Origin of the sequence: Neorhizobium puerariae (assembly GCF_042429745.1) — a bacterium.
GTDB lineage: Bacteria > Pseudomonadota > Alphaproteobacteria > Rhizobiales > Rhizobiaceae > Neorhizobium > Neorhizobium puerariae.
Genome location: NZ_JBHMAA010000017.1, coordinates 149,838 through 169,983, shown reverse-complemented (window position 1 = coordinate 169,983; position 20,146 = coordinate 149,838). Strand labels below are relative to the sequence as shown.

General features: G+C 64.6%; 18 protein-coding genes. 10 read left to right on the top strand and 8 right to left on the bottom strand.

Features of this window, described 5'->3' with window-relative positions; all coding sequences use genetic code 11:
* Positions 1-83 precede the first annotated feature (83 nt).
* Positions 84-488 (top strand): GFA family protein, encoded by a 405-nt coding sequence (locus ACFFP0_RS16470; RefSeq protein ID WP_377262812.1) that lies wholly within the window; start codon positions 84-86, stop codon positions 486-488.
* A 133-nt stretch (positions 489-621) separates the two neighbouring features.
* On the opposite strand, the gene ACFFP0_RS16465 is transcribed toward ACFFP0_RS16470, so the two are convergent.
* The 4 genes from ACFFP0_RS16465 to groES form a co-directional block, all read right to left on the bottom strand.
* Positions 622-1,071 (bottom strand): DoxX family protein, encoded by a 450-nt coding sequence (locus ACFFP0_RS16465; protein WP_377262809.1) that lies wholly within the window; start codon positions 1,069-1,071, stop codon positions 622-624.
* A gap of 318 nt (positions 1,072-1,389) precedes the next feature.
* Entirely contained in the window at positions 1,390-2,931 is a 1,542-nt protein-coding gene (locus ACFFP0_RS16460) for a cation:proton antiporter (RefSeq protein ID WP_377262806.1), read from the bottom strand.
* 119 nt (positions 2,932-3,050) lie between these two features.
* Positions 3,051-4,685: a chaperonin GroEL gene (gene groL, locus ACFFP0_RS16455; RefSeq protein ID WP_377262803.1), complete on the bottom strand. Its 1,635-nt coding sequence runs from the start codon at positions 4,683-4,685 to the stop codon at positions 3,051-3,053.
* 58 nt (positions 4,686-4,743) lie between these two features.
* Positions 4,744-5,040 carry a co-chaperone GroES gene (gene groES / locus ACFFP0_RS16450; protein ID WP_004109735.1) on the bottom strand — a complete coding sequence of 99 codons (297 nt, stop codon included), beginning with the start codon at positions 5,038-5,040 and terminating at the stop codon, positions 4,744-4,746.
* 413 nt (positions 5,041-5,453) lie between these two features.
* Here groES and ACFFP0_RS16445 point away from each other — a divergent pair, with 413 nt between their 5' ends.
* Together ACFFP0_RS16445 and ACFFP0_RS16440 are read left to right on the top strand one after the other, a co-directional pair.
* Positions 5,454-6,302 carry a TIGR01459 family HAD-type hydrolase gene (locus ACFFP0_RS16445; RefSeq protein WP_377262797.1) on the top strand — a complete coding sequence of 283 codons (849 nt, stop codon included), beginning with the start codon at positions 5,454-5,456 and terminating at the stop codon, positions 6,300-6,302.
* Positions 6,303-6,318: 16 nt separating this feature from the next.
* Positions 6,319-7,299 (top strand): bifunctional riboflavin kinase/FAD synthetase, encoded by a 981-nt coding sequence (locus ACFFP0_RS16440; RefSeq protein ID WP_377262794.1) that lies wholly within the window; start codon positions 6,319-6,321, stop codon positions 7,297-7,299.
* Positions 7,300-7,303: 4 nt separating this feature from the next.
* Here ACFFP0_RS16440 and ACFFP0_RS16435 read toward each other — a convergent pair whose 3' ends face one another.
* Complete coding sequence (locus ACFFP0_RS16435; protein WP_377262791.1) at positions 7,304-7,762, bottom strand: type II toxin-antitoxin system VapC family toxin; 459 nt, start codon at positions 7,760-7,762, stop codon at positions 7,304-7,306.
* A complete protein-coding gene (locus ACFFP0_RS16430; RefSeq protein ID WP_377262787.1) occupies positions 7,759-8,031 on the bottom strand; it encodes a type II toxin-antitoxin system Phd/YefM family antitoxin in 273 nt (90 codons plus the stop codon). Before ACFFP0_RS16430 ends, ACFFP0_RS16435 begins: the two co-directional genes overlap by 4 nt.
* 289 nt (positions 8,032-8,320) lie before the next feature.
* Here ACFFP0_RS16430 and ileS point away from each other — a divergent pair, with 289 nt between their 5' ends.
* Complete coding sequence (gene ileS / locus ACFFP0_RS16425; RefSeq protein WP_377262784.1) at positions 8,321-11,368, top strand: isoleucine--tRNA ligase; 3,048 nt, start codon at positions 8,321-8,323, stop codon at positions 11,366-11,368.
* A 134-nt stretch (positions 11,369-11,502) separates the two neighbouring features.
* Positions 11,503-12,135, top strand: coding sequence for a hypothetical protein (locus ACFFP0_RS16420; protein WP_377262781.1), 633 nt, complete (start codon positions 11,503-11,505; stop codon positions 12,133-12,135).
* 23 nt (positions 12,136-12,158) lie between these two features.
* On the opposite strand, the gene ACFFP0_RS16415 is transcribed toward ACFFP0_RS16420, so the two are convergent.
* Positions 12,159-12,614 (bottom strand): nucleoside deaminase, encoded by a 456-nt coding sequence (locus ACFFP0_RS16415; protein ID WP_377262778.1) that lies wholly within the window; start codon positions 12,612-12,614, stop codon positions 12,159-12,161.
* A gap of 150 nt (positions 12,615-12,764) precedes the next feature.
* On the opposite strand from ACFFP0_RS16415, the gene ACFFP0_RS16410 reads away from it, so the two are divergent.
* From ACFFP0_RS16410 to ACFFP0_RS16400, 3 genes are read left to right on the top strand one after another with little or no spacing between them, the layout of a single operon-like run.
* On the top strand, positions 12,765-14,591 hold the full coding sequence (locus ACFFP0_RS16410) for a pseudouridine synthase (RefSeq protein WP_446692711.1): 1,827 nt from the start codon (positions 12,765-12,767) through the stop codon (positions 14,589-14,591).
* Between the two features lie 6 nt (positions 14,592-14,597).
* On the top strand, positions 14,598-15,158 hold the full coding sequence (gene rsmD / locus ACFFP0_RS16405; protein ID WP_377262775.1) for a 16S rRNA (guanine(966)-N(2))-methyltransferase RsmD: 561 nt from the start codon (positions 14,598-14,600) through the stop codon (positions 15,156-15,158).
* 10 nt (positions 15,159-15,168) lie between these two features.
* Positions 15,169-16,047, top strand: a complete 879-nt coding sequence (locus tag ACFFP0_RS16400) for a patatin-like phospholipase family protein (RefSeq protein ID WP_377262772.1) — start codon at positions 15,169-15,171, stop codon at positions 16,045-16,047.
* On the opposite strand, the gene ACFFP0_RS16395 is transcribed toward ACFFP0_RS16400, so the two are convergent.
* Positions 16,048-17,859: a monovalent cation:proton antiporter-2 (CPA2) family protein gene (locus ACFFP0_RS16395; RefSeq protein ID WP_377262769.1), complete on the bottom strand. Its 1,812-nt coding sequence runs from the start codon at positions 17,857-17,859 to the stop codon at positions 16,048-16,050.
* A gap of 112 nt (positions 17,860-17,971) precedes the next feature.
* On the opposite strand from ACFFP0_RS16395, the gene ACFFP0_RS16390 reads away from it, so the two are divergent.
* Both ACFFP0_RS16390 and ACFFP0_RS16385 read left to right on the top strand, forming a co-directional pair.
* Positions 17,972-19,318: a TldD/PmbA family protein gene (locus ACFFP0_RS16390; protein WP_377262766.1), complete on the top strand. Its 1,347-nt coding sequence runs from the start codon at positions 17,972-17,974 to the stop codon at positions 19,316-19,318.
* 5 nt (positions 19,319-19,323) lie between these two features.
* Positions 19,324-20,112, top strand: coding sequence for a 3'(2'),5'-bisphosphate nucleotidase CysQ (locus ACFFP0_RS16385; protein WP_377262763.1), 789 nt, complete (start codon positions 19,324-19,326; stop codon positions 20,110-20,112).
* Positions 20,113-20,146 lie beyond the last annotated feature (34 nt).

Sequence of the window (20,146 nt, the reverse complement as noted above, 5' to 3'; positions counted from 1 at the left end):
CGTGAACCGTTTCGGGAGGGCGGCCTTGCAGGGGCATTCGGGGCGTTCTTGCGCCTCGGAGTTCCAAAAGGGAGGAAAGATGCATGCATGTGACCGGCGGATGCCATTGCGGCTCTGTGACCTATGAGGCGGAGCTCGACACCCGGCGGGTCGTGATCTGCCATTGCACCGATTGCCAGAAGTTGACCGGCTCGCCGTTCCGCGTGACCGCCGTGGTGCAGGACGGTGACCTGAAACTGACGGGAAACGAGCCGAAAATGTACCGGCGGGTGGCCGACAGCGGCCGTGTCCGCCAGCAGTATTTCTGTCCCGAATGCGGTTCGCAGCTCTTCGTCAACGGCGAGGGCGAGGCGTCGAAGGTGTGGGGCATCCGCTGGGGAAGCATCGACCAGCGGATGGACGTGAAGCCCCTGCGGCAGGTCTGGTGCCGTTCCGCCCCGGCATGGCTTGCGGAGATCGCCGAGCTGCCGGTGCACGAGAGGGACTGATCCCGGGGCCGGTAGCTTCAAGGCGCGCGGCGGTCTTGCGGCTGCGGCACGCTTGAAACAGCGACCCGAAACGAAAAACCGCCGGACTTTCAGGGTCCGGCGGAACAGATCGTGGGCAGGGAATGGAGAAAGCTTAGGCGGTAATTGCGACCGAACCGCGGCGGGCATCGATCGAATAGGCGCCGGCGCCGGCAGCGGCAAGAGCCAGGAAACCGCCTGCGAGCGACACGTTCTTCCAGAAGATAAGGCCGTTGAAGACGGTCAGAAGGCCGTTGGCCTCCGGTGCGAAACCGGGGATGTTGATCACGCCGTTGTGGAAGACGAAGGCGGTGAACAGGCAGAAGAGCGCGAGCAGGATGGCGGCGATCTTCGTCTGGAAACCGGTCAGAACGGCAAGGCCGGCGACGAGTTCGAAAATGCCGGCGACATAGGCGAGCAGCGTTGCGGCCGGGAGGCCGGCGCCGGTGATCATGCCGGCCGTGCTGGACGGATCGACGAGCTTCTGGAAGCCCGCCGCGATGAACATGATGGCGAGAAGGACGCGGCCTGCGAGAAGCAGGGAGCTGTTGGCGGTAGAGGACATTTCAGATCTCCGGATCGATGTCTGTGGTTCGACAGGCGGTTGAATTTTCTGGAGGCTTATTTGCCTGTTTTCGTTCGTGTCTGGAAGATGAACGATGATAGACACTTTGTCTTCTAATGATGAACGATATAGGCGCAGCTTGACATTTGTCCAGAGAAGGAGCGCCCGTGCGAATGCGGAACCTCATTGGATCTTGCACAAAGTCGCTCCGCATTCGCGTGGCCTTCGGCGTTCTCTCGGGGCTTCCGGCCCGCAGGTGATCGCTGCGCCCCGCCGCGGCAGGCTTCGTCGCTTGCGCTCGGGAGGGATTGACGGAACTCAGATCTCCTCGATCCGGCGCGCATCTTCCGGCAGGACGGAGAGTTCGCGCCAGTCGATCTCCTCCAGCAGGAGATTGTATTCGTCGACATTCACCTGATGCGCCGCGCGCAGCCTGTCGAGTTCGTCGCGCTGCGCGGCGATCGCCGCCAGGGCAAGCCGGCGGTAGGTTTCGAGCGATGCGATGCCCGCAGCGTCTGTGATCGCCTGCTGTTCGAGCCGGAACTTGGCGCGGAGCAGTTCGGCTTCCTCCTCCTGGGCGCCGTCGAGTTTCGCAAGGCCGGCGCGGGCGATCTCGCTTCGCCGCGCGGCAAGCTCGCCATGCCCCTCCGTGCGGCGGTCGAGGCCGAGCCAGCGGATGATCGGCGTGAGCGTCAGCCCCTGCACCACGAGCGTGGCGAGCACGACGGCGAACGCGGTCAGCACGACCGTATCGCGTTCCGGAAACGAGGCCGGCAGGGCAAAGGCGGTGGCGAGCGTCACGAGGCCGCGCATGCCGCACCAGCCTGCGAGGAGCGCCTGCGTCATGGTCGCGGGTTCGGGCCTGCCCTTGCGGCGGGCATGCCAGGCATGCGCGCGATTGAACCCGACGCAGACGGCGAAACGGGTGACGATGACGATGGCGACCGTCAGAAGGGCGAAGCGGATCGCCTCCCCCAGGTGATCGGCCGGCATGTTGCCCACGATATCGCGAACCTGCATGCCCATCAGCAGGAATGCCATGACATTGAGCACGAAGACGACGGCGCTCCAGACCGCGTAGGATTGCACGCGCATGCGGGCCGAGGATCGCCCGCCGTCGTTGCGGGCAAGCATCATCGCGAAGGCGACGATGGCAAGCACCGCCGACAGCCCGAGCCGCGCGGCGGCGATCCACAGCAGGAAGGTCTGGACGAACTGGAGGAGGTTGCCTCCGAGCGTGCCCGTCACGAACCTGTAGAGGTGCCTCACCAGCCACGCCGCGACGATCCCGAGCAGGATGCCGCCCGGCACCGCGAGCGTGAGATGCAGCGCGACCGGCCCGTCGAGATGCCCGGCGGATTGCACGGCAAGTGCGGCATCGAAGATCAGCAGGGCCGCCGCATCGTTGAACAGGCTCTCGCCCCGCAGCACGGTGTCGGTGCTTCGTGGAATGGCCATGGACGACAGGACCGCCGTCGCCGCCGCCGCATCGGGCGGCGCGACGATCGCCCCGAGCGCGAGTGCCGCGGCGATGGGCAGGCCGGCGATGGCCCATCCGGCCCAGGCGACCGCGGCGGCCGTGACCACCACCCCGCCGACCGCGAAGACGAGGAGCGGCAGCCAGAAGCGCCGCGCAATCCCGATCGGAAAATCGAAGGCCGCGTCGAGCAGCGCCGGAGCGATGAAGAGCGCCAGCGCCGTCTGCGGTTCGAGCGAAATGTAGGGCATGCCCGGCACGAGGGCGACGGCCGCGCCCGCGAGCGCCAGCATGGACGGATAGGGCACGGCAAGGCGGCGCGAAATCTGCAGCAGCACGACCGCGACAAGCAACAGGACCAGCAGGCTCTCGAAAAAGCTCATGACCTCGACTGTACCGGCCGCCGTGGCCGTTGTCAGCGGTGTTCCGCCTGTCGAAGACGGCCGCAAAAGAAAAAGGGCGACCCGAGGGCCGCCCTTTCGCAATGGCTGGTAAGGATTTCTTAGAAATCCATGCCGCCCATGCCGCCGCCCGGCATTGCCGGCATCGGAGCGTCCTTCTTCGGCAGCTCGGCGATCATGGCTTCGGTGGTGATCAGCAGGGAAGCAACCGAAGCTGCGTTCTGCAGGGCCGTGCGGACAACCTTGACCGGGTCGACGATGCCGAGCTGGATCAGGTCGCCATATTCGCCGGTCTGGGCGTTGTAGCCGTAGTTGTCTTCGTTCTTGTCGAGGATCTTGCCGACGACGATCGAAGCTTCGTCACCGGCGTTTTCGGCGATCTGGCGAACCAGGGCCTGCAGCGCCTTGCGGACGATGTTGATGCCGGCTTCCTGGTCGTCGTTTGCACCCTTGGAGGCGATCTTGGATGCCGAACGGAGCAGGGCTACGCCGCCGCCCGGTACGATGCCTTCCTGAACGGCCGCGCGGGTCGCGTTGAGGGCGTCGTCGATGCGGTCCTTCTTTTCCTTGACTTCGACTTCCGTCGCACCGCCGACGCGGATGACGGCAACGCCGCCGGCGAGCTTGGCGAGACGCTCCTGGAGCTTCTCGCGGTCGTAGTCGGAGGTGGTTTCCTCGATCTGGGCCTTGATCTGGTTGACGCGGCCTTCGATGTCCGACTTGGCGCCGGCGCCGTCGACGATCGTGGTGTTTTCCTTGGAGATTGAGACCTTCTTGGAGCGGCCGAGCATGTCGAGGGTGACGTTCTCGAGCTTGATGCCGAGGTCCTCGGAGATGACGGTGCCGCCGGTCAGGATGGCGATGTCTTCCAGCATGGCCTTGCGGCGGTCGCCGAAGCCCGGAGCCTTGACGGCAGCGATCTTGAGGCCGCCGCGCAGCTTGTTGACGACGAGGGTCGCGAGGGCTTCGCCTTCGACGTCTTCAGCGATGATCAGGAGCGGCTTGCCGGTCTGGACGACGGCTTCGAGAACCGGGAGCATCGCCTGGAGGTTGGAGAGCTTCTTCTCGTGCAGGAGAATGAAGGCGTCTTCCAGGTCGGCGACCATCTTTTCCGGGTTGGTGACGAAGTAGGGCGAAAGATAGCCGCGGTCGAACTGCATGCCTTCGACGACTTCGAGTTCGGTCTCGGCGGTCTTGGCTTCCTCGACGGTGATCACGCCTTCATTGCCGACCTTCTGCATGGCTTCGGCAATGTCGAGGCCGATCTGGCGCTCGCCGTTTGCGGAGATCGTGCCGACCTGGGCGACTTCTTCCGACGTGTTGATCTTCTTGGCCTTGGCCTGGAGATCCTTGACGACTTCAGCGACGGCGAGGTCGATGCCGCGCTTCAGGTCCATCGGGTTCATGCCGGCGGCAACGGCCTTGGCGCCTTCCCTGACGATGGCCTGGGCGAGAACGGTTGCAGTCGTCGTGCCGTCGCCGGCGATGTCGTTGGTCTTCGAAGCGACTTCGCGGACCATCTGGGCGCCCATGTTCTCGAACTTGTCTTCCAGTTCGATTTCCTTGGCGACCGATACGCCGTCCTTGGTGATGCGCGGAGCGCCGAAGGACTTGTCGATGACGACGTTACGACCCTTCGGGCCGAGCGTTACCTTGACTGCGTCAGCGAGAACATCGACGCCACGCAGCATCTTTTCGCGCGCGGTGCGGCCGAATTTTACTTCCTTAGCTGCCATTTTGAGAACTCCTGAAAAGAGGTGTCAGCGGATTTCGTGATGGAATGACCGGCCTGGATCAGCCGATGATGCCCATGATGTCGGCTTCCTTCATGATCAGAAGGTCTTCGCCGTTGAGCTTGACTTCGGTACCGGACCACTTGCCGAAGAGGACGCGGTCGCCGACCTTGACGTCGAGCGCGACGACCTTGCCGGATTCATCGCGGGCGCCGGAACCGACGGCGACGATTTCGCCTTCCTGCGGCTTTTCCTTGGCGGTGTCGGGAATGATGATGCCGCCCTTGGTCTTTTCTTCAGACTCGACGCGACGAACGACGACGCGATCGTGCAGGGGGCGGAAATTGGTGCTTGCCATTGTCTAATCCCTCGATCAAATGACATTGACGGATCAGCGGACCCGTATCGCTTGGCTTGTTGGCACTCGCCTCCGCAGAGTGCTAACGGAGGCGGAGATAAGGGTGACGGCCGGTTGAGTCAAGAACGGCCTCGAAATTTTCAAGACAGCCCCGCCGATGATGCAAAACAAGCTTAACGGGACGGATGCCGGCCGGCGCCTGCCGGGCGGGTGGCTGGCGGCGCCCTCGAGGCCACCGCGCGGGTCGGGATCATGCACCGGACTTTGGTGGAAGAAAGGCATGCCCCCGCGCCGATGTGGTGCGGCGCAAAAATGACACCCGGGCGGCGCGGCGCAGTTCGGGGAGCTTTTTGCTTGTAATCTCCCGGGCGGTTTGCCATGTCACCGGGAACTTGAAGGCACAGGACGGACATATGGCAAAGCGTATCGGCAGTTTGAGCGAAGTGATCGGCGGATACGACGTCGTCCTGTCGGACGTCTGGGGCGTCGTGCACAACGGCGTCGAGGCCTTCCAGCATTCCTGCAGGGCGCTGGCCGCCGCCCGCAATGCCGGCGCCACGGTCGTGCTGATCACCAATTCGCCGCGTCCGGCGCCGGGTGTCATCCAGCAGATGCGCGCGCTCGGCGTTCCGGACGAAACCTATGACCGCATCGTCACCTCCGGCGATGTGACCCGGCACCTCATCGCCGACGGTCCGAAGAAGGTTTTCCTGATCGGGCCCGAGCGTGACCTCAACCTGTTCGACGGCCTCGGCGTGGACGTGGTCCCGGCCGGCGAGGCGGATTGCATCGTCTGCACCGGCTTCTTCGACGACGAGAAGGAAGTGCCGGAAGACTATACGGACATGCTGACCGGTTTCGCAAAGCGCGACGTGCCGCTGATCTGCGCCAATCCGGATCTCGTGGTCGAGCGAGGCCATCGCATCATTCCCTGCGCCGGCGCGGTTGCCGCCTATTACGAACAGCTCGGCGGCAAGACCCGGGTGGCGGGCAAGCCGCACCGGCCGATCTACGAGGCGACGATCGATGCCGCCCGCGAAGTGCGCGGCGACTTCTCGATGGACCGCGTTCTGGCGATCGGCGACGGCATGCCGACCGACGTGCGCGGCGCACTCGCATACGGCCTCGACCTGCTCTATATCAGCGGGGGCATCCATGTCGCGGAATATACCGTCAACGGCCAGACCGACGAGGCGATCCTGAACGCCTGGCTGAAAGCGGAAAACGCCGCGCCGAAATACTGGATGCCTCGCCTGGCCTGAACCGGAAGTCGCTCCGATGACCGTATTCCACCGCAATGAGAAGAAGGAACCGCTGCCCGAGGCGCTGAAGGGCGGCGTGATCGCGATCGGCAATTTCGACGGCGTGCACCGGGGGCACCGCAGCGTCCTGGAGCGGGCGCTGTCGCTGGCCGCCGAGCGTGGCGTGCCGGCGCTGGTGCTGACCTTCGAGCCCCATCCGAGGACCGTTTTCCGCCCGGAGGAGCCGGTCTTCCGCCTGACGCCGGCGCCGCTCAAGGCGCGGCTCCTGGAAGCGATGGGCTTCCGCTCGGTGATCGAATACCCTTTCACGAGGGAGTTCGCGACCCGCTCGGCCGAGGAATTCATCCAGACGATCCTGGTCGACTGGCTCTCCGCCAGCGCCGTCGTCACCGGTTTCGATTTCCATTTCGGCAAGGGCAGGGAAGGCGGCCCCGCTTTCCTGATGGAATCCGGCGTCAGGCACGGGTTCGAGGTGTCGCTGGTCGATGCCTTCCGCGACGAGAATGCCGAGGTGATTTCGTCGAGCCGCATCCGCACCCTGCTGGCCGGGGGGGATGTCGCGGCCTGCGCCGGCCTGCTCGGCTACCGCTATACGGTGGAGGCGGAGGTGATCGGCGGCGAGAAGCTTGGCCGGCAGCTCGGTTTCCCCACGGCCAACATGCGGCTTCCGCCCGAAGCCGAGTTGAAGGCCGGTATCTATGCGGTGCGTTTCCGCCGCCCGGACGGCACGCTCCACGACGGCGTCGCAAGCTACGGCCGCCGCCCGACGGTCACGGAAAACGGCGCCCCGCTGCTCGAAACCTATGTCTTCGACTTTTCCGGCAGCCTCTACGGCGAAACCTGTTCCGTCTCCTTCTTCGGGCATCTCCGCGACGAGTTGAAATTCGACGGCCTCGATCCGCTCGTCGCCCAGATCAGGCGCGACGAGGAAGAGGCGCGGGCGCTGCTTTCCGGCGTGACGTCGCTCGGAGAACTGGACACGAAGATCGCGTTCTGACGGGTCAGCGCCGGCTGAGCGGAAAACGTGACGGATCGTCCTGCCAGGGATCGAAGACCACTGCCCCGGATGCACGGGTGTCTTTGACGTTGCGCGTGACGAGATAAAGATTGTGCTCGATTGCGGTGGCGGCCAGCAATGTATCGATGACCGGGGGCGCCTGGCTGGTCGCCAGTTTCGTCTTTCCCGATATGTCGCCCCACCGACGGACAATCGGATCGGTGACGGAGAGGATGCGGCCGCCAAAACGATCTTCGAGCGCATCGCGGGCTGCAGCATACCGATAGGGGTTCACATCGTCCGGCGGGAGGTTCTCGATACCCTTGTCGTATTCGGCCAAGACCAGGATGCTGATGAAGAAATGGTCTTCGTCTTGCCCTGCTGCCCAACGCTTCACGGAGGGCGCGCCGTTCGGATTGATCAGGGCTGAGATGACGTTGGTGTTGAGAAGCCAGCCGATCACAGCGCGATGTCCCGGCCGCGATCCTCTTCCCTTTCGATGTCCAGCCCGTTCAGGCCGAGCTCTTCCATGAATTCGAGGAAGGGCTTTTGGGGTCTGGGCTTGGTTAGTTTTTCCAGTTCTTCCGTGCTGATCACGATCACGCTTTCGCGGCCTCGCACAGTCACGCGCTGCGGCCCTTCGCTGCGGGCGCGCCGCACCAGTTCACTGAAACGCGCCTTGGCGTCTTCCAGCTTCCAGCTATTGCCTCGGGGGACGGATTTTCCCGGCATGAAAATCTCCAACTGGTCAGATAGTCAGATATAGGCTTGAGCGCGTTGAAAGTCCAGAGGGCCCGATCTTGGTTTTGCCCCTTTCTTTCCGCATCAAAAACCCGTAATAACCGCCGTCATGAAGACGTTCCGGCTGGCTCAGATCATTCGAATTATCGGCCCGGCCTTCCGCGCGCTGTAAGAGCGGCCGGAGGGTCCGGGTTTCCGGCGCTTGACGCAAAGCGCCTTCCGCCACCGTATTTTCATCGAGATGCGCCGATCCGCAGCGCCAGAGACGATTGTTCCACCCATGACCGATACCGCCGAAAAGCTCGACTATTCGAAGACCCTCTACCTGCCCGAGACCGATTTCCCGATGCGCGCCGGCCTGCCGCAGAAGGAGCCGGAACTCGTCGCCCGCTGGCAGCAGATGGACCTTTACAAGAAGCTGCGCGCTTCCGCCGCCGGCCGCGAAAAATTCGTCCTCCACGACGGCCCGCCCTATGCCAACGGCAATATCCATATCGGCCACGCGCTGAACAAGATCCTGAAGGACGTCATCACCCGCTCGTTCCAGATGCGCGGTTACGACTCCAACTACGTGCCCGGCTGGGACTGTCATGGCCTGCCGATCGAATGGAAGATTGAGGAGGAGAACTATCGTTCGAAAGGCAAGGCCAAGCCCGACCTTTCCGAACCGGCGGCGATGACCGAGTTCCGCCGCGAATGCCGCGCCTATGCCGAAAAATGGATCAAGGTGCAGGCGGGCGAGTTCCAGCGCCTCGGCATCGTCGGCGATTTCGAAAATCCCTACCTCACGATGAATTTTCACTCGGAAGCGCGCATTGCCGGCGAACTGTTGAAGATCGCCAGGAGCGGCCAGCTCTATCGCGGTTCAAAGCCGATCATGTGGTCGGTGGTGGAGCGCACCGCGCTTGCGGAAGCCGAGGTCGAGTATCAGGACTATGAGAGCGATACGATCTGGGTGAAATTCCCGGTGGTGGAAGTTGATAACGTTGCGATCACTGAGAAAAATGCAACGTATGTTCGATCAGCTCCAATTGTTGTGAATCGGGCCGATGGGCAGCCGTCGCATGTGGAGCTAAATACCACGGCGGCGGAACGTTTAAGAGAGGCAATTGAGACTCCTTCTGACTTGCTCTTAGCCCATGTCGTCATCTGGACGACGACGCCTTGGACCATCCCCGGCAACCGGGCAATCTCCTATTCGCCGAAGATCGCCTATGGCCTCTACGAGGTTACGGCGGCAGAAAACGACTTCGGCCCGCGTCCTGGCGAAAAGCTGATCTTCGCGGATAAGCTGGCTGAGGAAAGTTTCGCCAAGGCTAAGCTGCAGTATAAACGCCTGCGCGATGTCTCGGCCGACGAACTTGCCGCGATCACCTGCGCCCATCCCCTTAAAGGCCTCGGCGGTGGCTACGACTTCCCCGTCCCGCTCCTCGCCGGCGATCACGTCACCGACGATGCCGGTACGGGTTTCGTCCATACCGCTCCCTCCCACGGCCGCGAGGACTTCGAGGCCTGGATGCATCATATCCGTGAACTCGAAGCGCGCGGCATCGAGACGAAGATCCCGTTCCCGGTCGACGACGCCGGCTTCTACACCGCCGATGCGCCCGGTTTCGAGGGTGCGCGTGTCATGGACGACAACGGCAAGAAGGGCGATGCCAACGATCGCGTCATCAAGGCGCTGATCGAAAGGAACATGCTCTTTGCCCGCGGCCGGCTGAAGCACCAGTATCCGCATAGCTGGCGCTCGAAGAAGCCGATCATCTTCCGCAACACGCCGCAATGGTTCGTCTACATGGACAAGGAACTGGGCGACGGCACGACGCTGCGTTCCCGCGCGCTCAACGCGATCGACGACACCCGTTTCGTGCCCGCCGCCGGCCAGAACCGCCTGCGCGCCATGATCGAGCAGCGCCCGGACTGGGTGCTGTCGCGTCAGCGCGCCTGGGGCGTTCCGATCTGCGTCTTCGTGGATGAACAGGGCGAGATCCTGCAGGACGAGGCGGTCAACCGGCGCATCCTCGACGCCTTCGAAGAGGAAGGAGCCGACGCCTGGTTCGCTGACGGCGCGCGCGCGCGTTTCCTCGGCTCCCGCGCCAACGAGGGCTGGACCCAGGTCATGGATATCCTGGACGTCTGGTTCGACTCGGGCTCGACGCACACCTTCACGCTGGAGGACCGTCCGGACCTGAAATGGCCGGCGGACGTCTATCTGGAAGGCTCGGACCAGCATCGCGGCTGGTTCCACTCCTCGCTCCTGGAATCGGCCGCCACCCGTGGCCGCGCGCCTTATGACACGGTCATCACCCATGGCTTCACCATGGACGAGAAGGGCCAGAAGATGTCGAAATCGCTGGGCAACGTCGTGGCGCCGCAGGACGTCATGAAGGATGCCGGCGCCGATATCCTGCGCCTCTGGGTGATGACGACGGATTATTGGGAAGACCAGCGCCTCGGCAGGACGATCATCCAGACGAACGTGGACGCCTACCGCAAGCTGCGCAACACGATCCGCTGGATGCTCGGCACGCTCGCCCATGACGAGAGCGAGGAGATCGCCCATGGCGACCTGCCGGAACTCGAAAAGCTGATGCTGCACCGCCTCGCCGAGTTGGATGTGCTGGTGCGCGAGGCCTATGATGCCTTCGAGTTCAAGAAGATCGCCCGCGCGCTTATCGATTTCGCCAATGTCGAGCTTTCGGCTTTCTATTTCGATGTCCGCAAGGATGCGCTTTATTGCGATGCGCCGTCGTCGCCGCGCCGCCGGGCGGCGCTCGCGGTGATCCGGAAGATCTTCGACTGTACGGTCACCTGGCTTGCTCCGATGCTGCCGTTCACGATGGAAGAGGCATGGCTGTCGCGCCGGCCGGATGCGGTTTCGGTGCATCTCGAACAGTTCCCGACGGTTCCCTCCGAATGGAGGAACGAGGTGCTTGCCGAAAAATGGACCGAGATCCGCCGGGTCCGTTCCGTCGTCACCGGGGCTCTGGAAATCGAGCGCAAGGACAAGCGCATCGGCTCCTCTCTCGAAGCCGCTCCGGTCGTCTATGTGACCGATGTGGACCTTCTGAAGGCACTGGAGGGCCAGGATTTCGAAGAAATCTGCATCACGTCCGGCATCGCGGTCGTGGCGGGCGAGGGGCCTGGAAATGCTTTCCGGCTTCCCGAGGTGCCGGGCGTCGCGGTCGATCCGAAGCTTGCGGAAGGCGTCAAATGCGCCCGTTCCTGGCGGGTGACGAGGGATGTCGGTTCCGATCCGGCCTGGCCGGATGTCTCGGCGCGCGATGCCGCCGCCCTGCGGGAACTTGCAGCTCTCGGCCGCCTCTGAGCGGTCCTGAATTGCCGGATGATTGCGCTTTGGCGCATCATCCGGTAAATCTGCCCGAAATTGGCCGGATTTTTCCGCCACTTGGGCACAAGTAGTCTGAGGCGTCGAGGACGGGCGCCGCTGGAAGGGTTTTGATGACAACGACATCTGCGTTTCGTGTCGGCATGGGCGTGGCCGGCATCCTCGCCTCGACATTGACCCTTTCGGGCTGCATGGGCAGCCCCACCTACGGCACCGACAAGACGGCCATGGAGCAGCTTACCGACGATCTCGGTTCGGCGGTCTCGATCGGCGGCAAGAATGACGAGACCAAGCGCAACCTGAAATACAATCCGCGTCCCTCGCTGGTCGTGGCCAAGGGTGGCGACGCTGCCAACCTGCCGCCCCCGCAGCAGTCGCTTGCCAACCGCGAGAACAATCCGAACTGGGTGGAATCGCCGGAAGAGACCCGCAAGCGCCTGCGCGAAGAGGCGGATGCGAATTCGGGCAATCCGGCTTACAAGTCTCCGCTCACCACCGGCAGCGGCCAGGCCGGCCAGATGACCGAATCGCAAAAATGGGAAGCCTTCCGCAAGGCCAAGCAGGACGCCGAAAGCGTCGACGTTTCGGCGCGGCGCCGTTCGCTCACCGAGCCGCCGGCGGAGTTCCGCTCGACGAATGCGTCCAACCTGAGCGATCTCGGCGAGCCGGAGCTCCAGAAGGAAAAACGTCGCAAGAAAGAGGCCGAGGAAGCCAAGAAGTCCAGCGACTGGTGGAAGCTGTTCTGATCCGGGCCTGAAGCCCGCGTTTTTCAGCTTTCCCGCTTCGACCTGAAGAAGCCGGTCAGGAGATCGGCGGCCTCGGTTTCGCCAAGGCCCGAATAGACGTCCGGAGCGTGATGGCAGGTCGGCTGGCGGAAGAACCGCACGCCGTTGTCGACCGCGCCGCCCTTGGGGTCTTCCGCGCCGTAATAGAGCCGGCGGATGCGCGCGAAGGAAATCGCCGCGGCGCACATCGTGCAGGGTTCCAGCGTCACATAGAGATCCGCGCCCGCAAGCCGCTCCTGCCCGAGGGTGGCGGAAGCTTCGCGGATCACCGCGATTTCGGCATGAGCGGTGATGTCGTTGTCGGCGCGGGTGCGGTTTCCCGCGCGGGCGATGACGGCGCCATCGAGCACGAGAACGGCCCCGACAGGCACCTCGCCACGGGCAGCCGCATCCCTGGCTTCTTCAAGTGCGGCATCCATGAAGCTCTTGCTATTCGTCATTCCCGGCGATTTCCTCTTAACCCGGATCGCGCGAACTGGTAGGAAGCATCCAACCGGAAGCCCGATTTGCGGGCATGAATCCATTCCAGTCAACACGAACAAGAATGTCCGGATCGCTCCGTCAGACATCATGCTTCAGGCAAACAACAAATGAATTCAAAAGACAAGCCGAAGCGCGGCGAAGCCAGAACCTTCGTTCGCGAAATCAAGCCGAAAGCAGGCCCGAAGGCCGGCGCAGCCGACAAGACCGGTGCGGGTTTGAAGAAAAAGGCCAGATCGAAGTCGGCCGCGGAAAAGCTGGCCCGGACGCCGAAGCCGCAGGCCGCCGTCGCAGCCGCGCCCGTCGAGGCCGAGGGCAAGCCCGAGCGCATTTCGAAGATACTGGCCCGCGCCGGCGTCGCCTCCCGCCGCGATGTCGAGAGGATGATCATGGAAGGGCGCGTCAGCCTGAACGGCAACGTGCTCGATACCCCGGTCGTCAACGTGACGCTGGACGACCGGATCGAGGTCGACGGCATGCCGATCCGCGGTATCGAGCGCACCCGCCTCTGGCTCTATCACAAGCCGGCCGGGCTGGTGACCACCAATTCCGATCCCGAGGGCCGGCCGACCGTTTTCGACAACCTGCCGGAAGAACTGCCGCGCGTCATGTCGATCGGCCGCCTCGACATCAATACGGAAGGCCTGCTGCTGCTCACCAATGATGGCGGCCTGTCGCGCGTGCTGGAGTTGCCGACGACCGGATGGTTGCGGCGCTATCGCGTCCGCGCCCATGGGGAGGTGGATCAGGAAGCGCTCGACAAGCTCAAGGAAGGCATCGCCGTGGATGGCGTGCTCTATGGTTCCATCGACGCGACGCTGGATCGGACCCAGGGCCACAACGCCTGGATCACCATGGGCCTTCGTGAAGGCAAGAACCGCGAGATCAAGAACGTGCTCGGCGCGCTCGGCCTCGAGGTCAACCGGCTTATCCGCATTTCCTACGGCCCCTTCCAGCTCGGCGACCTGCCGGAAGGCCAGGTTGTGGAGGTCCGCGGCCGCATGCTGCGCGATCAGCTCGGGCCGCGCCTGATCGAGGAGGCCAAGGCGAATTTCGACGCGCCGGTCTATAACGACCGCGGTGCGGAGGACGACAAGCCGACCCGCGCCGAGAAGCCGGAAAAGGCGGAACGTCCGCGTGCCGGCAAGGGTGAAGATCGCCGCGAAAGGGCGCTCGGCCGGCTCGATACGAAGAGCGGCGAGCGCAAGTTCGGCGACAGGCCGCGCGGCAAGGCCGGCTCCCGGGACAACGATCGCGACTTTGCCGGCGACCGCCCGAAGAAGAAGGTGCCGATGGGCACGAGCCGCACCGCCAATGTCTGGATGGCGCCGGGCGCCCGCCCGACCGCCGACGGCAAGGTGAGCAAATCGTCGGCCCGCGCCGAGGCCGAGCGGCTCTTCAAGAAGCCGTCGGCCGAAAAGAGTTCGCGCGTGGTGGTCAACCGCGCCGATGACGATAGCGACTGGATTCGCGCCGAGACGCCGGTTCGCCGTCCGCGCGAGGAGGAGGGCGGCGATTTCGGCCGCAGGCGTTCCTTCGGGGATCGGGCGGAGCGCGGCGAGCGCTCGTCCGCAGATCGGCCGCCGAGAGGCGAACGCAGTTTTGGCGACAAGCCCCGTTTCGAGCGCAAGGCGCGTGAGGGCGGGGATAGGCCCGCACGGTCCTTCTCATCGGGGGAAGGACGCGCCGAGCGCCCGCGTGACGGACGCCCGGCGGGCGACCGGCCTTTCGGCGACAAGCCGCGCGGCGGAAAACCAGGCGGCAAGTCCTTCGGAGGTAAACCGGGCGGCGGTAAGCCTGGCGGCGCCAAGGGTTTCGCCGGAAAACCTTCCGGCGGGCGGGGCAAGCCGGGTGGCCCAGGCAAACCGGGCAAGGATGGTCCGAGAACCGGCGGCGGGGCAAGGGCCGGCGGCAAGCCGCGCACGCCGAGAGGGTGACGAGCGGTGCGGATCGTCGGTGGTGAATTTCGTGGCCGGGCGCTGGCCACCCCGAAAGGCAACGATATCCGGCCGACCATCGACCGGACGCGCGAAAGCCTGTTCAACATTATCGGCCATGTCTATCCCGAAGCGCTGAACGGCACGCGCGTGATCGACCTCTTCGCCGGCACGGGCGCCGTCGGCCTCGAAGCCGTGTCGCGAGGCTGCCACCACGCGCTCTTCGTGGAGAATGGCGTCGAGGGCCGTGGCCTGCTCTGGGAGAATATCGACCATCTCGGGCTGCATGGGCGCACCCGCATCCTGCGCCGCGACGCCACCAGGCTCGGCGCCGCCGGCACGATGGAGCCCTTCCATTTCCTTTTTGCCGATCCGCCCTATGCTCAGGGCCTGGGGGACGCGGCGCTGCTGTCCGCCCATCAGGGCGGCTGGCTGGTTCCGGGCGCGCTGGTGATCCTTGAAGAGCGCGCCGACGTGACGCCCGCGGTGGACCCGGTCTTCAAACCGCTCGAAAGCCGCGTATTCGGCGACACGCGCATGGATTTCTTTCGCTACCAGCCGACGTGAGAGGAAGGGAATGAACGTCAAGCTCGCGCTTCCCGATATGGAGACCGAGGAAAGGAGGAGCGGGCTGACCTTTGCCCTCGCCCTCGGCGGCGGCGGCGCGCGCGGCATCTCGCATATCCAGATCATCGAGGCGCTGGACGAGCTCGGCATCCGGCCGGTGGCGATCGCGGGCTCCTCGATCGGCGCGATCATGGGCGCCGGCATGGCGTCTGGCATGGCCGGCCGCGATATCCGCGAATTCACGCTCAAGACGGTCGGCAATCGGGGCGTGCTCCTCAACAGGCTCTGGAGCCTCGGCCCGGCGACGATGCGCGACAAGCTCGGCGGTTTCCGCTTCGGGCACTTCAATCTCGAACTCATCCTGGACGCCTTCCTGCCGCCGGACGTGCCGGAGGATTTCGACGATCTCGAAATCCCGATGAAGATCTCGACCACGGATTATTACGGCCAGGGGGAAGTAGTGCTCGAGCAGGGCGAACTGCGCCAGGCGATTGCGGCGTCCGCCGCCATTCCGGGCCTCTTCATGCCGGTGCGCGTCAACGGCCGGGTCATGATCGACGGTGGCGTCTTCAACCCGGTGCCCTATGAACATCTGATGGAGCTGGCCGATGTGGTGATCGGGGTCGACGTGGTGGGCGCCCCGGAAGGCGACGGCACCCACCCCCCGAGCCGGATCGACAGCCTGTTCGGCGCCAGCCAGCTGACCATGCAGGCGAGCATCGCCCTGAAGCTCAGGCTCAATCCGCCGCAAATCTTCCTCCGGCCCTCGGTCAACCGGTTCCGCGTGCTGGATTTCCCGAAGGCGCGCGAAATCCTGGAGGAATCCGAAGGGGCGAAGGAGGAGCTGAAGCGCGCCATCGACGCGCTCCACAAGGCCGTCGACGCGTGATCAGCTCTCGGCGGCCACCGGCGCCGGTTCGGAACCCATCTCGTCCAGGATGGGAGCCCGCTTGGGCTTGATCAGCGGTTCCGGGCGGACCGGGCTGTTGTAGAGCATTTCGCTGCCGCCGGCGAGCCCCTGCACGGCCTGGATCTGCAGCCGTTCCTCGTCGCGCCTGCGGATGTCGTCACCGATGTCCAGCGCGTCGTTTTCGCTCATCCCGAGTGCTTCAAGCGTCTGCCGGCCGAAGAGGAGACCGGATTCCAGCGTCTCGCGCAGCTCGTATTCGACGTTCCGGTCCCTCAGCGACAGGGAGTGGATGCGGTCGTAGGAGCGCACGTAGAGGCGTGCCTCGGGGAATTCCGAGCGGATCAGGTCGACGATGTGGTCGGTCGTCTCTTTCTTCTGGGTGCAGACCGCGACGATCTTCGCCTTCTCTATGCCGGAGGCGATCAGCACGTCGCGGCGCGTTCCGTCGCCGAAATAGATGCGGAAGCCGAACGATGCGGCCTGGCGTATACGATCGGCGGAATCGTCTATGACCGTCACGTCGCGGCCGCCGGCGAGCAGGATCTGCGATGCGATCTGGCCGAAGCGGGAGAAGCCGATCATCAGCACGTCGGCCCCGGCCCCGTCGAAATCCTCCTCCAGTTCCTCGCGCGCTTCACCGCTGAGGAGGCGCTTGGAGAGCGCGGCGCCGAACGGCGTCAGGGCCATGGAAAGCGTCACGCCGGCGATCAGCAGCGAGGCGGTGGCGGAGGAGAACAGGCCGGCGGCCGTCGCCGTGGTGAAGAGCACGAAGCCGAATTCGCCGCCCTGCGGCAGCAGGAAGGCGATCCGCACCGCATCGTCGTGCGGCGAGCCCCAGAGCCGGCAGAGTGCGTAGACGATCAGCGCCTTGACGGCCATGAAGATCGGCACCGCCGGCAGGATGAAGAGGATGTTGTCGAGGATGACGCCGATTTCGAGCGACAGGCCGACGGCCATGAAGAACAGCGCCAGAAGCAGGCCGCGGAAGGGCTCGATATCCGCCTCCAGTTCATGCCGGTAGGAGGATTCGGCGAGCATCACGCCGGAGAGGAAGGCGCCCATGGCCATCGACAGGCCGACCGCCTGCATCGCGGCGGCCGATCCGAGCACGACGAGCAGCGCTGCCGCGATCATCACCTCCCGCGCGCCGGCCCTGGCGATCACCTGGAACATCGGTGTCAGCAGGTAGCGGCCGGCGATCACCATGGCGCCGACGGCGGCAACGGCTATGGCGAAATCGACGAGTGGCATGGCTCCCGCTTCTTCCGTTCCCGGAGCGAGGATCGTGATCATCGCCAGCAGCGGCACGATCGCGAGATCCTGGAAGAGGAGGACGGAGAAGGACCGCTGCCCGTAGCGGCTGTTCATGTCGCCCTCGTCGTTCAGGATCTGCAGAGCGAACGCCGTCGAGGAAAGCGCCAGGCCGAAGCCGACGATGAGGCAGCCGGCCCAGCTTGCCATGTCGGCGAAATGGGCGAGCGCGGTCAGCGCGAGGCCGGTCAGCACCACCTGCGCCAGACCCAGTCCGAAGACATCGCCGCGCATCTGCCAGAGGCGCGAGGGCTTCAGCTCCAGCCCGATGACGAACAGCAGGAAAACGACGCCGAATTCGGAAAAATGCAGCACTTCCTCCGCATCGATGATCTGTTGCAGGATCGGGCCGATGACCACGCCGGCGGCGAGATAGCCGAGCACCGTGCCGAGGCCGAGCTTCTTGAACAATGGCGCGGCGATCACCGCACCGGCGAGCAGCAGAAGTATTTGCGAAAACAGGGAGCCGGGCGCGGTCATATGAGGTACTTTCGGATTTCGGCGGGTATCGGTCTTCTCAAGAATCGGCGAGCCGGCCTTGATGCTTCTGACAGTGCACAATAAATGGAGCGAGAATGAAAGGCTTGCAATCATGACCTCCGAAATCGATTCCGCCGCCCTGCTTTCCCGCGCCAGCGAACTCATCGATCTAGCCAAGGCCGCGGGTGCGGATCAGGCGGACGCGGTGGTCGTGCGCTCCCGCTGCCGCTCCGTCAGCGCCCGGCTGGGCAAGGTGGAAGGCACCGAAGCATCCGAAAGCGATGATTTCTCGTTGCGCGTCTTTATCGGCAGGAAAGTGGCGAGCGTGTCGGCCAATCCGGGCTTCGACATGAAAACGCTCGCCGAGCGCGCCGTCGCCATGGCGAAGGTTTCGCCGGAAGATCCCTATGCCTGCCTCGCGGATGAAAAGGATCTTGCGAGATCCTATCCCGATCTCGACCTGTTCGACCCCACGGACGTTCCGACCGAGGCGTTGCGGGAAGCCGCGCTCGAAATGGAGCAGGCCGCGCTCGATGTTCCGGGCGTCACCAATTCCTCCGGCGCGGGCGCATCGGCCGGCATGGGCGGCATGGTGCTGGTGACGTCGCACGGTTTTGCCGGCAGCTACATGGCGACCCGCTTCGGCCGATCCGTCAGCGTGATCGCCGGCGAAGGCACGAAGATGGAGCGCGACTACGATTTCGACAGTCGTCTCTATGCCGCCGATCTCGACGATCCGAAGCTGATCGGCCGCCGCGCCGGGGAGCGGGTGGTCAAGCGCCTCGACCCGCGCCAGGTCGATACCGGCAGCAATGTCACCGTCATCTTCGACCCGCGTATCGCCCGCGGCTTCGTCGGCCATATCGCCGGCGCCATCAACGGCGCATCCGTCGCCCGCAAGACGAGCTTCCTGCGCGACAGGATGGGGCAGCAGGTACTGAAGGCCGGGCTCCACATCACCGACGACCCGCTGATCGTCCGCGGGGCGTCCTCGCGTCCTTTCGACGGCGAGGGCGTCCTGGGAGAGCGCATGGTGATGATCGAGGACGGCGTGCTGAAGCACTGGTTCCTGTCGACGTCGACGGGTCGCGAGCTGGGGCTTTCCACCAACGGCCGCGGCGTGCGCGGCGGCACGGCGGTCACGCCCGCCTCGACCAATCTTGCGCTGGAACCAGGCGATATCGCGCCCGGGGACCTGATCGGGTCGGTTGCCGACGGTTTCTACGTCACGGAGCTGATCGGCCAGGGCGTCAACATGATCACGGGCGAATACAGCCGCGGGGCGACCGGTTTCTGGATCGAGAACGGCGAACTTGCCTATCCCGTCTCGGAAGTGACGATCGCGTCCAATCTCAAGGACATGTTCATGCGGATCACCCCGGCCAACGATATCGACCGCAAGTTCGGCGTCGCCTCGCCGACGATCGCCATCGAGGGCATGACGCTGGCGGGACGCTGATCCCGATGGGTGCGGAGAACTGGCAGGAAGACCTGGACCTCATCCGCGATGCGGCGCGTCAGGCCGCCGGCATTGCGCACGGCTTCTTCGGCCGCTCGCCGGAGGTCTGGTGGAAGAACGAGGGCAGGTCTCCGGTCAGCGTTGCCGATTTCGCCGCAAATGACAGGCTCCAGAGCGTGCTCCTGAAGGCCCGGCCGAACTATGGCTGGCTGTCGGAGGAGACCGACGACGATGCCGCCCGGCTGTCCTGCGAGACGCTCTTCGTCGTCGATCCGATCGATGGCACGCGCGCCTTCATCAACGGGGAAAAGACCTGGTGCGTCTCCGTTGCCGTCGTGCATCGCGGCCAGCCGGTGGCGGGCGTCCTGGTGGCGCCGGCCCTGGAGGAGGAGTTCTGCGCGGCAAAGGACGGCCCGGCGCTGAAGAATGGCGATCCGATCGTCGTGACGGCGGGCCGCAGGGATAACAAGTTGGTGATCGCGGCCGACGAGAGCCTGGTCAGGAAATTCGACCCCGCGTTTCGCGAGGAGGTTCATCGCGTGCATCATGTTCCGTCGCTCGCCTATCGGCTGGCCATGGTGGCAGACGGCCGGCTCGACGGAACGGTCGTCAAGCGCAATTCGCACGACTGGGACCTCGCCGCCGCCGATCTGATCCTCGAACGCGCCGGCGGGCGCCTGCAGGACCTGGGCGGCGACCGGCTGGTCTATAACCGGACCGAGGTCAGCCACGGGATGCTGGTCGCCGGTGCGCAGCATGCGCTTCGCAGCCTTTTGCCGCATCTGGCGGAATGAGAGCCGGTTGACCTTTGCTGCGGAATGCCGCAGA

Bases quoted from the DNA above. Each gene is read 5' to 3' on its own strand.
- ACFFP0_RS16400 (WP_377262772.1), top strand. From the start codon at position 15,169: ATGAACGTCAAGCTCGCGCTTCCCGATATGGAGACCGAGGAAAGGAGG.
- ACFFP0_RS16420 (WP_377262781.1), top strand. From the start codon at position 11,503: ATGACAACGACATCTGCGTTTCGTGTCGGCATGGGCGTGGCCGGCATC.
- ACFFP0_RS16445 (WP_377262797.1), top strand. From the start codon at position 5,454: ATGGCAAAGCGTATCGGCAGTTTGAGCGAAGTGATCGGCGGATACGAC.
- groL (WP_377262803.1), bottom strand. From the start codon at position 4,685: ATGGCAGCTAAGGAAGTAAAATTCGGCCGCACCGCGCGCGAAAAGATG.
- ACFFP0_RS16385 (WP_377262763.1), top strand. From the start codon at position 19,324: ATGGGTGCGGAGAACTGGCAGGAAGACCTGGACCTCATCCGCGATGCG.
- ACFFP0_RS16395 (WP_377262769.1), bottom strand. From the start codon at position 17,859: ATGACCGCGCCCGGCTCCCTGTTTTCGCAAATACTTCTGCTGCTCGCC.
- groES (WP_004109735.1), bottom strand. From the start codon at position 5,040: ATGGCAAGCACCAATTTCCGCCCCCTGCACGATCGCGTCGTCGTTCGT.
- ileS (WP_377262784.1), top strand. From the start codon at position 8,321: ATGACCGATACCGCCGAAAAGCTCGACTATTCGAAGACCCTCTACCTG.
- ACFFP0_RS16460 (WP_377262806.1), bottom strand. From the start codon at position 2,931: ATGAGCTTTTTCGAGAGCCTGCTGGTCCTGTTGCTTGTCGCGGTCGTG.
- ACFFP0_RS16470 (WP_377262812.1), top strand. From the start codon at position 84: ATGCATGTGACCGGCGGATGCCATTGCGGCTCTGTGACCTATGAGGCG.
- ACFFP0_RS16415 (WP_377262778.1), bottom strand. From the start codon at position 12,614: ATGACGAATAGCAAGAGCTTCATGGATGCCGCACTTGAAGAAGCCAGG.
- ACFFP0_RS16465 (WP_377262809.1), bottom strand. From the start codon at position 1,071: ATGTCCTCTACCGCCAACAGCTCCCTGCTTCTCGCAGGCCGCGTCCTT.
- ACFFP0_RS16390 (WP_377262766.1), top strand. From the start codon at position 17,972: ATGACCTCCGAAATCGATTCCGCCGCCCTGCTTTCCCGCGCCAGCGAA.
- ACFFP0_RS16430 (WP_377262787.1), bottom strand. From the start codon at position 8,031: ATGCCGGGAAAATCCGTCCCCCGAGGCAATAGCTGGAAGCTGGAAGAC.
- ACFFP0_RS16440 (WP_377262794.1), top strand. From the start codon at position 6,319: ATGACCGTATTCCACCGCAATGAGAAGAAGGAACCGCTGCCCGAGGCG.
- ACFFP0_RS16410 (WP_446692711.1), top strand. From the start codon at position 12,765: ATGAATTCAAAAGACAAGCCGAAGCGCGGCGAAGCCAGAACCTTCGTT.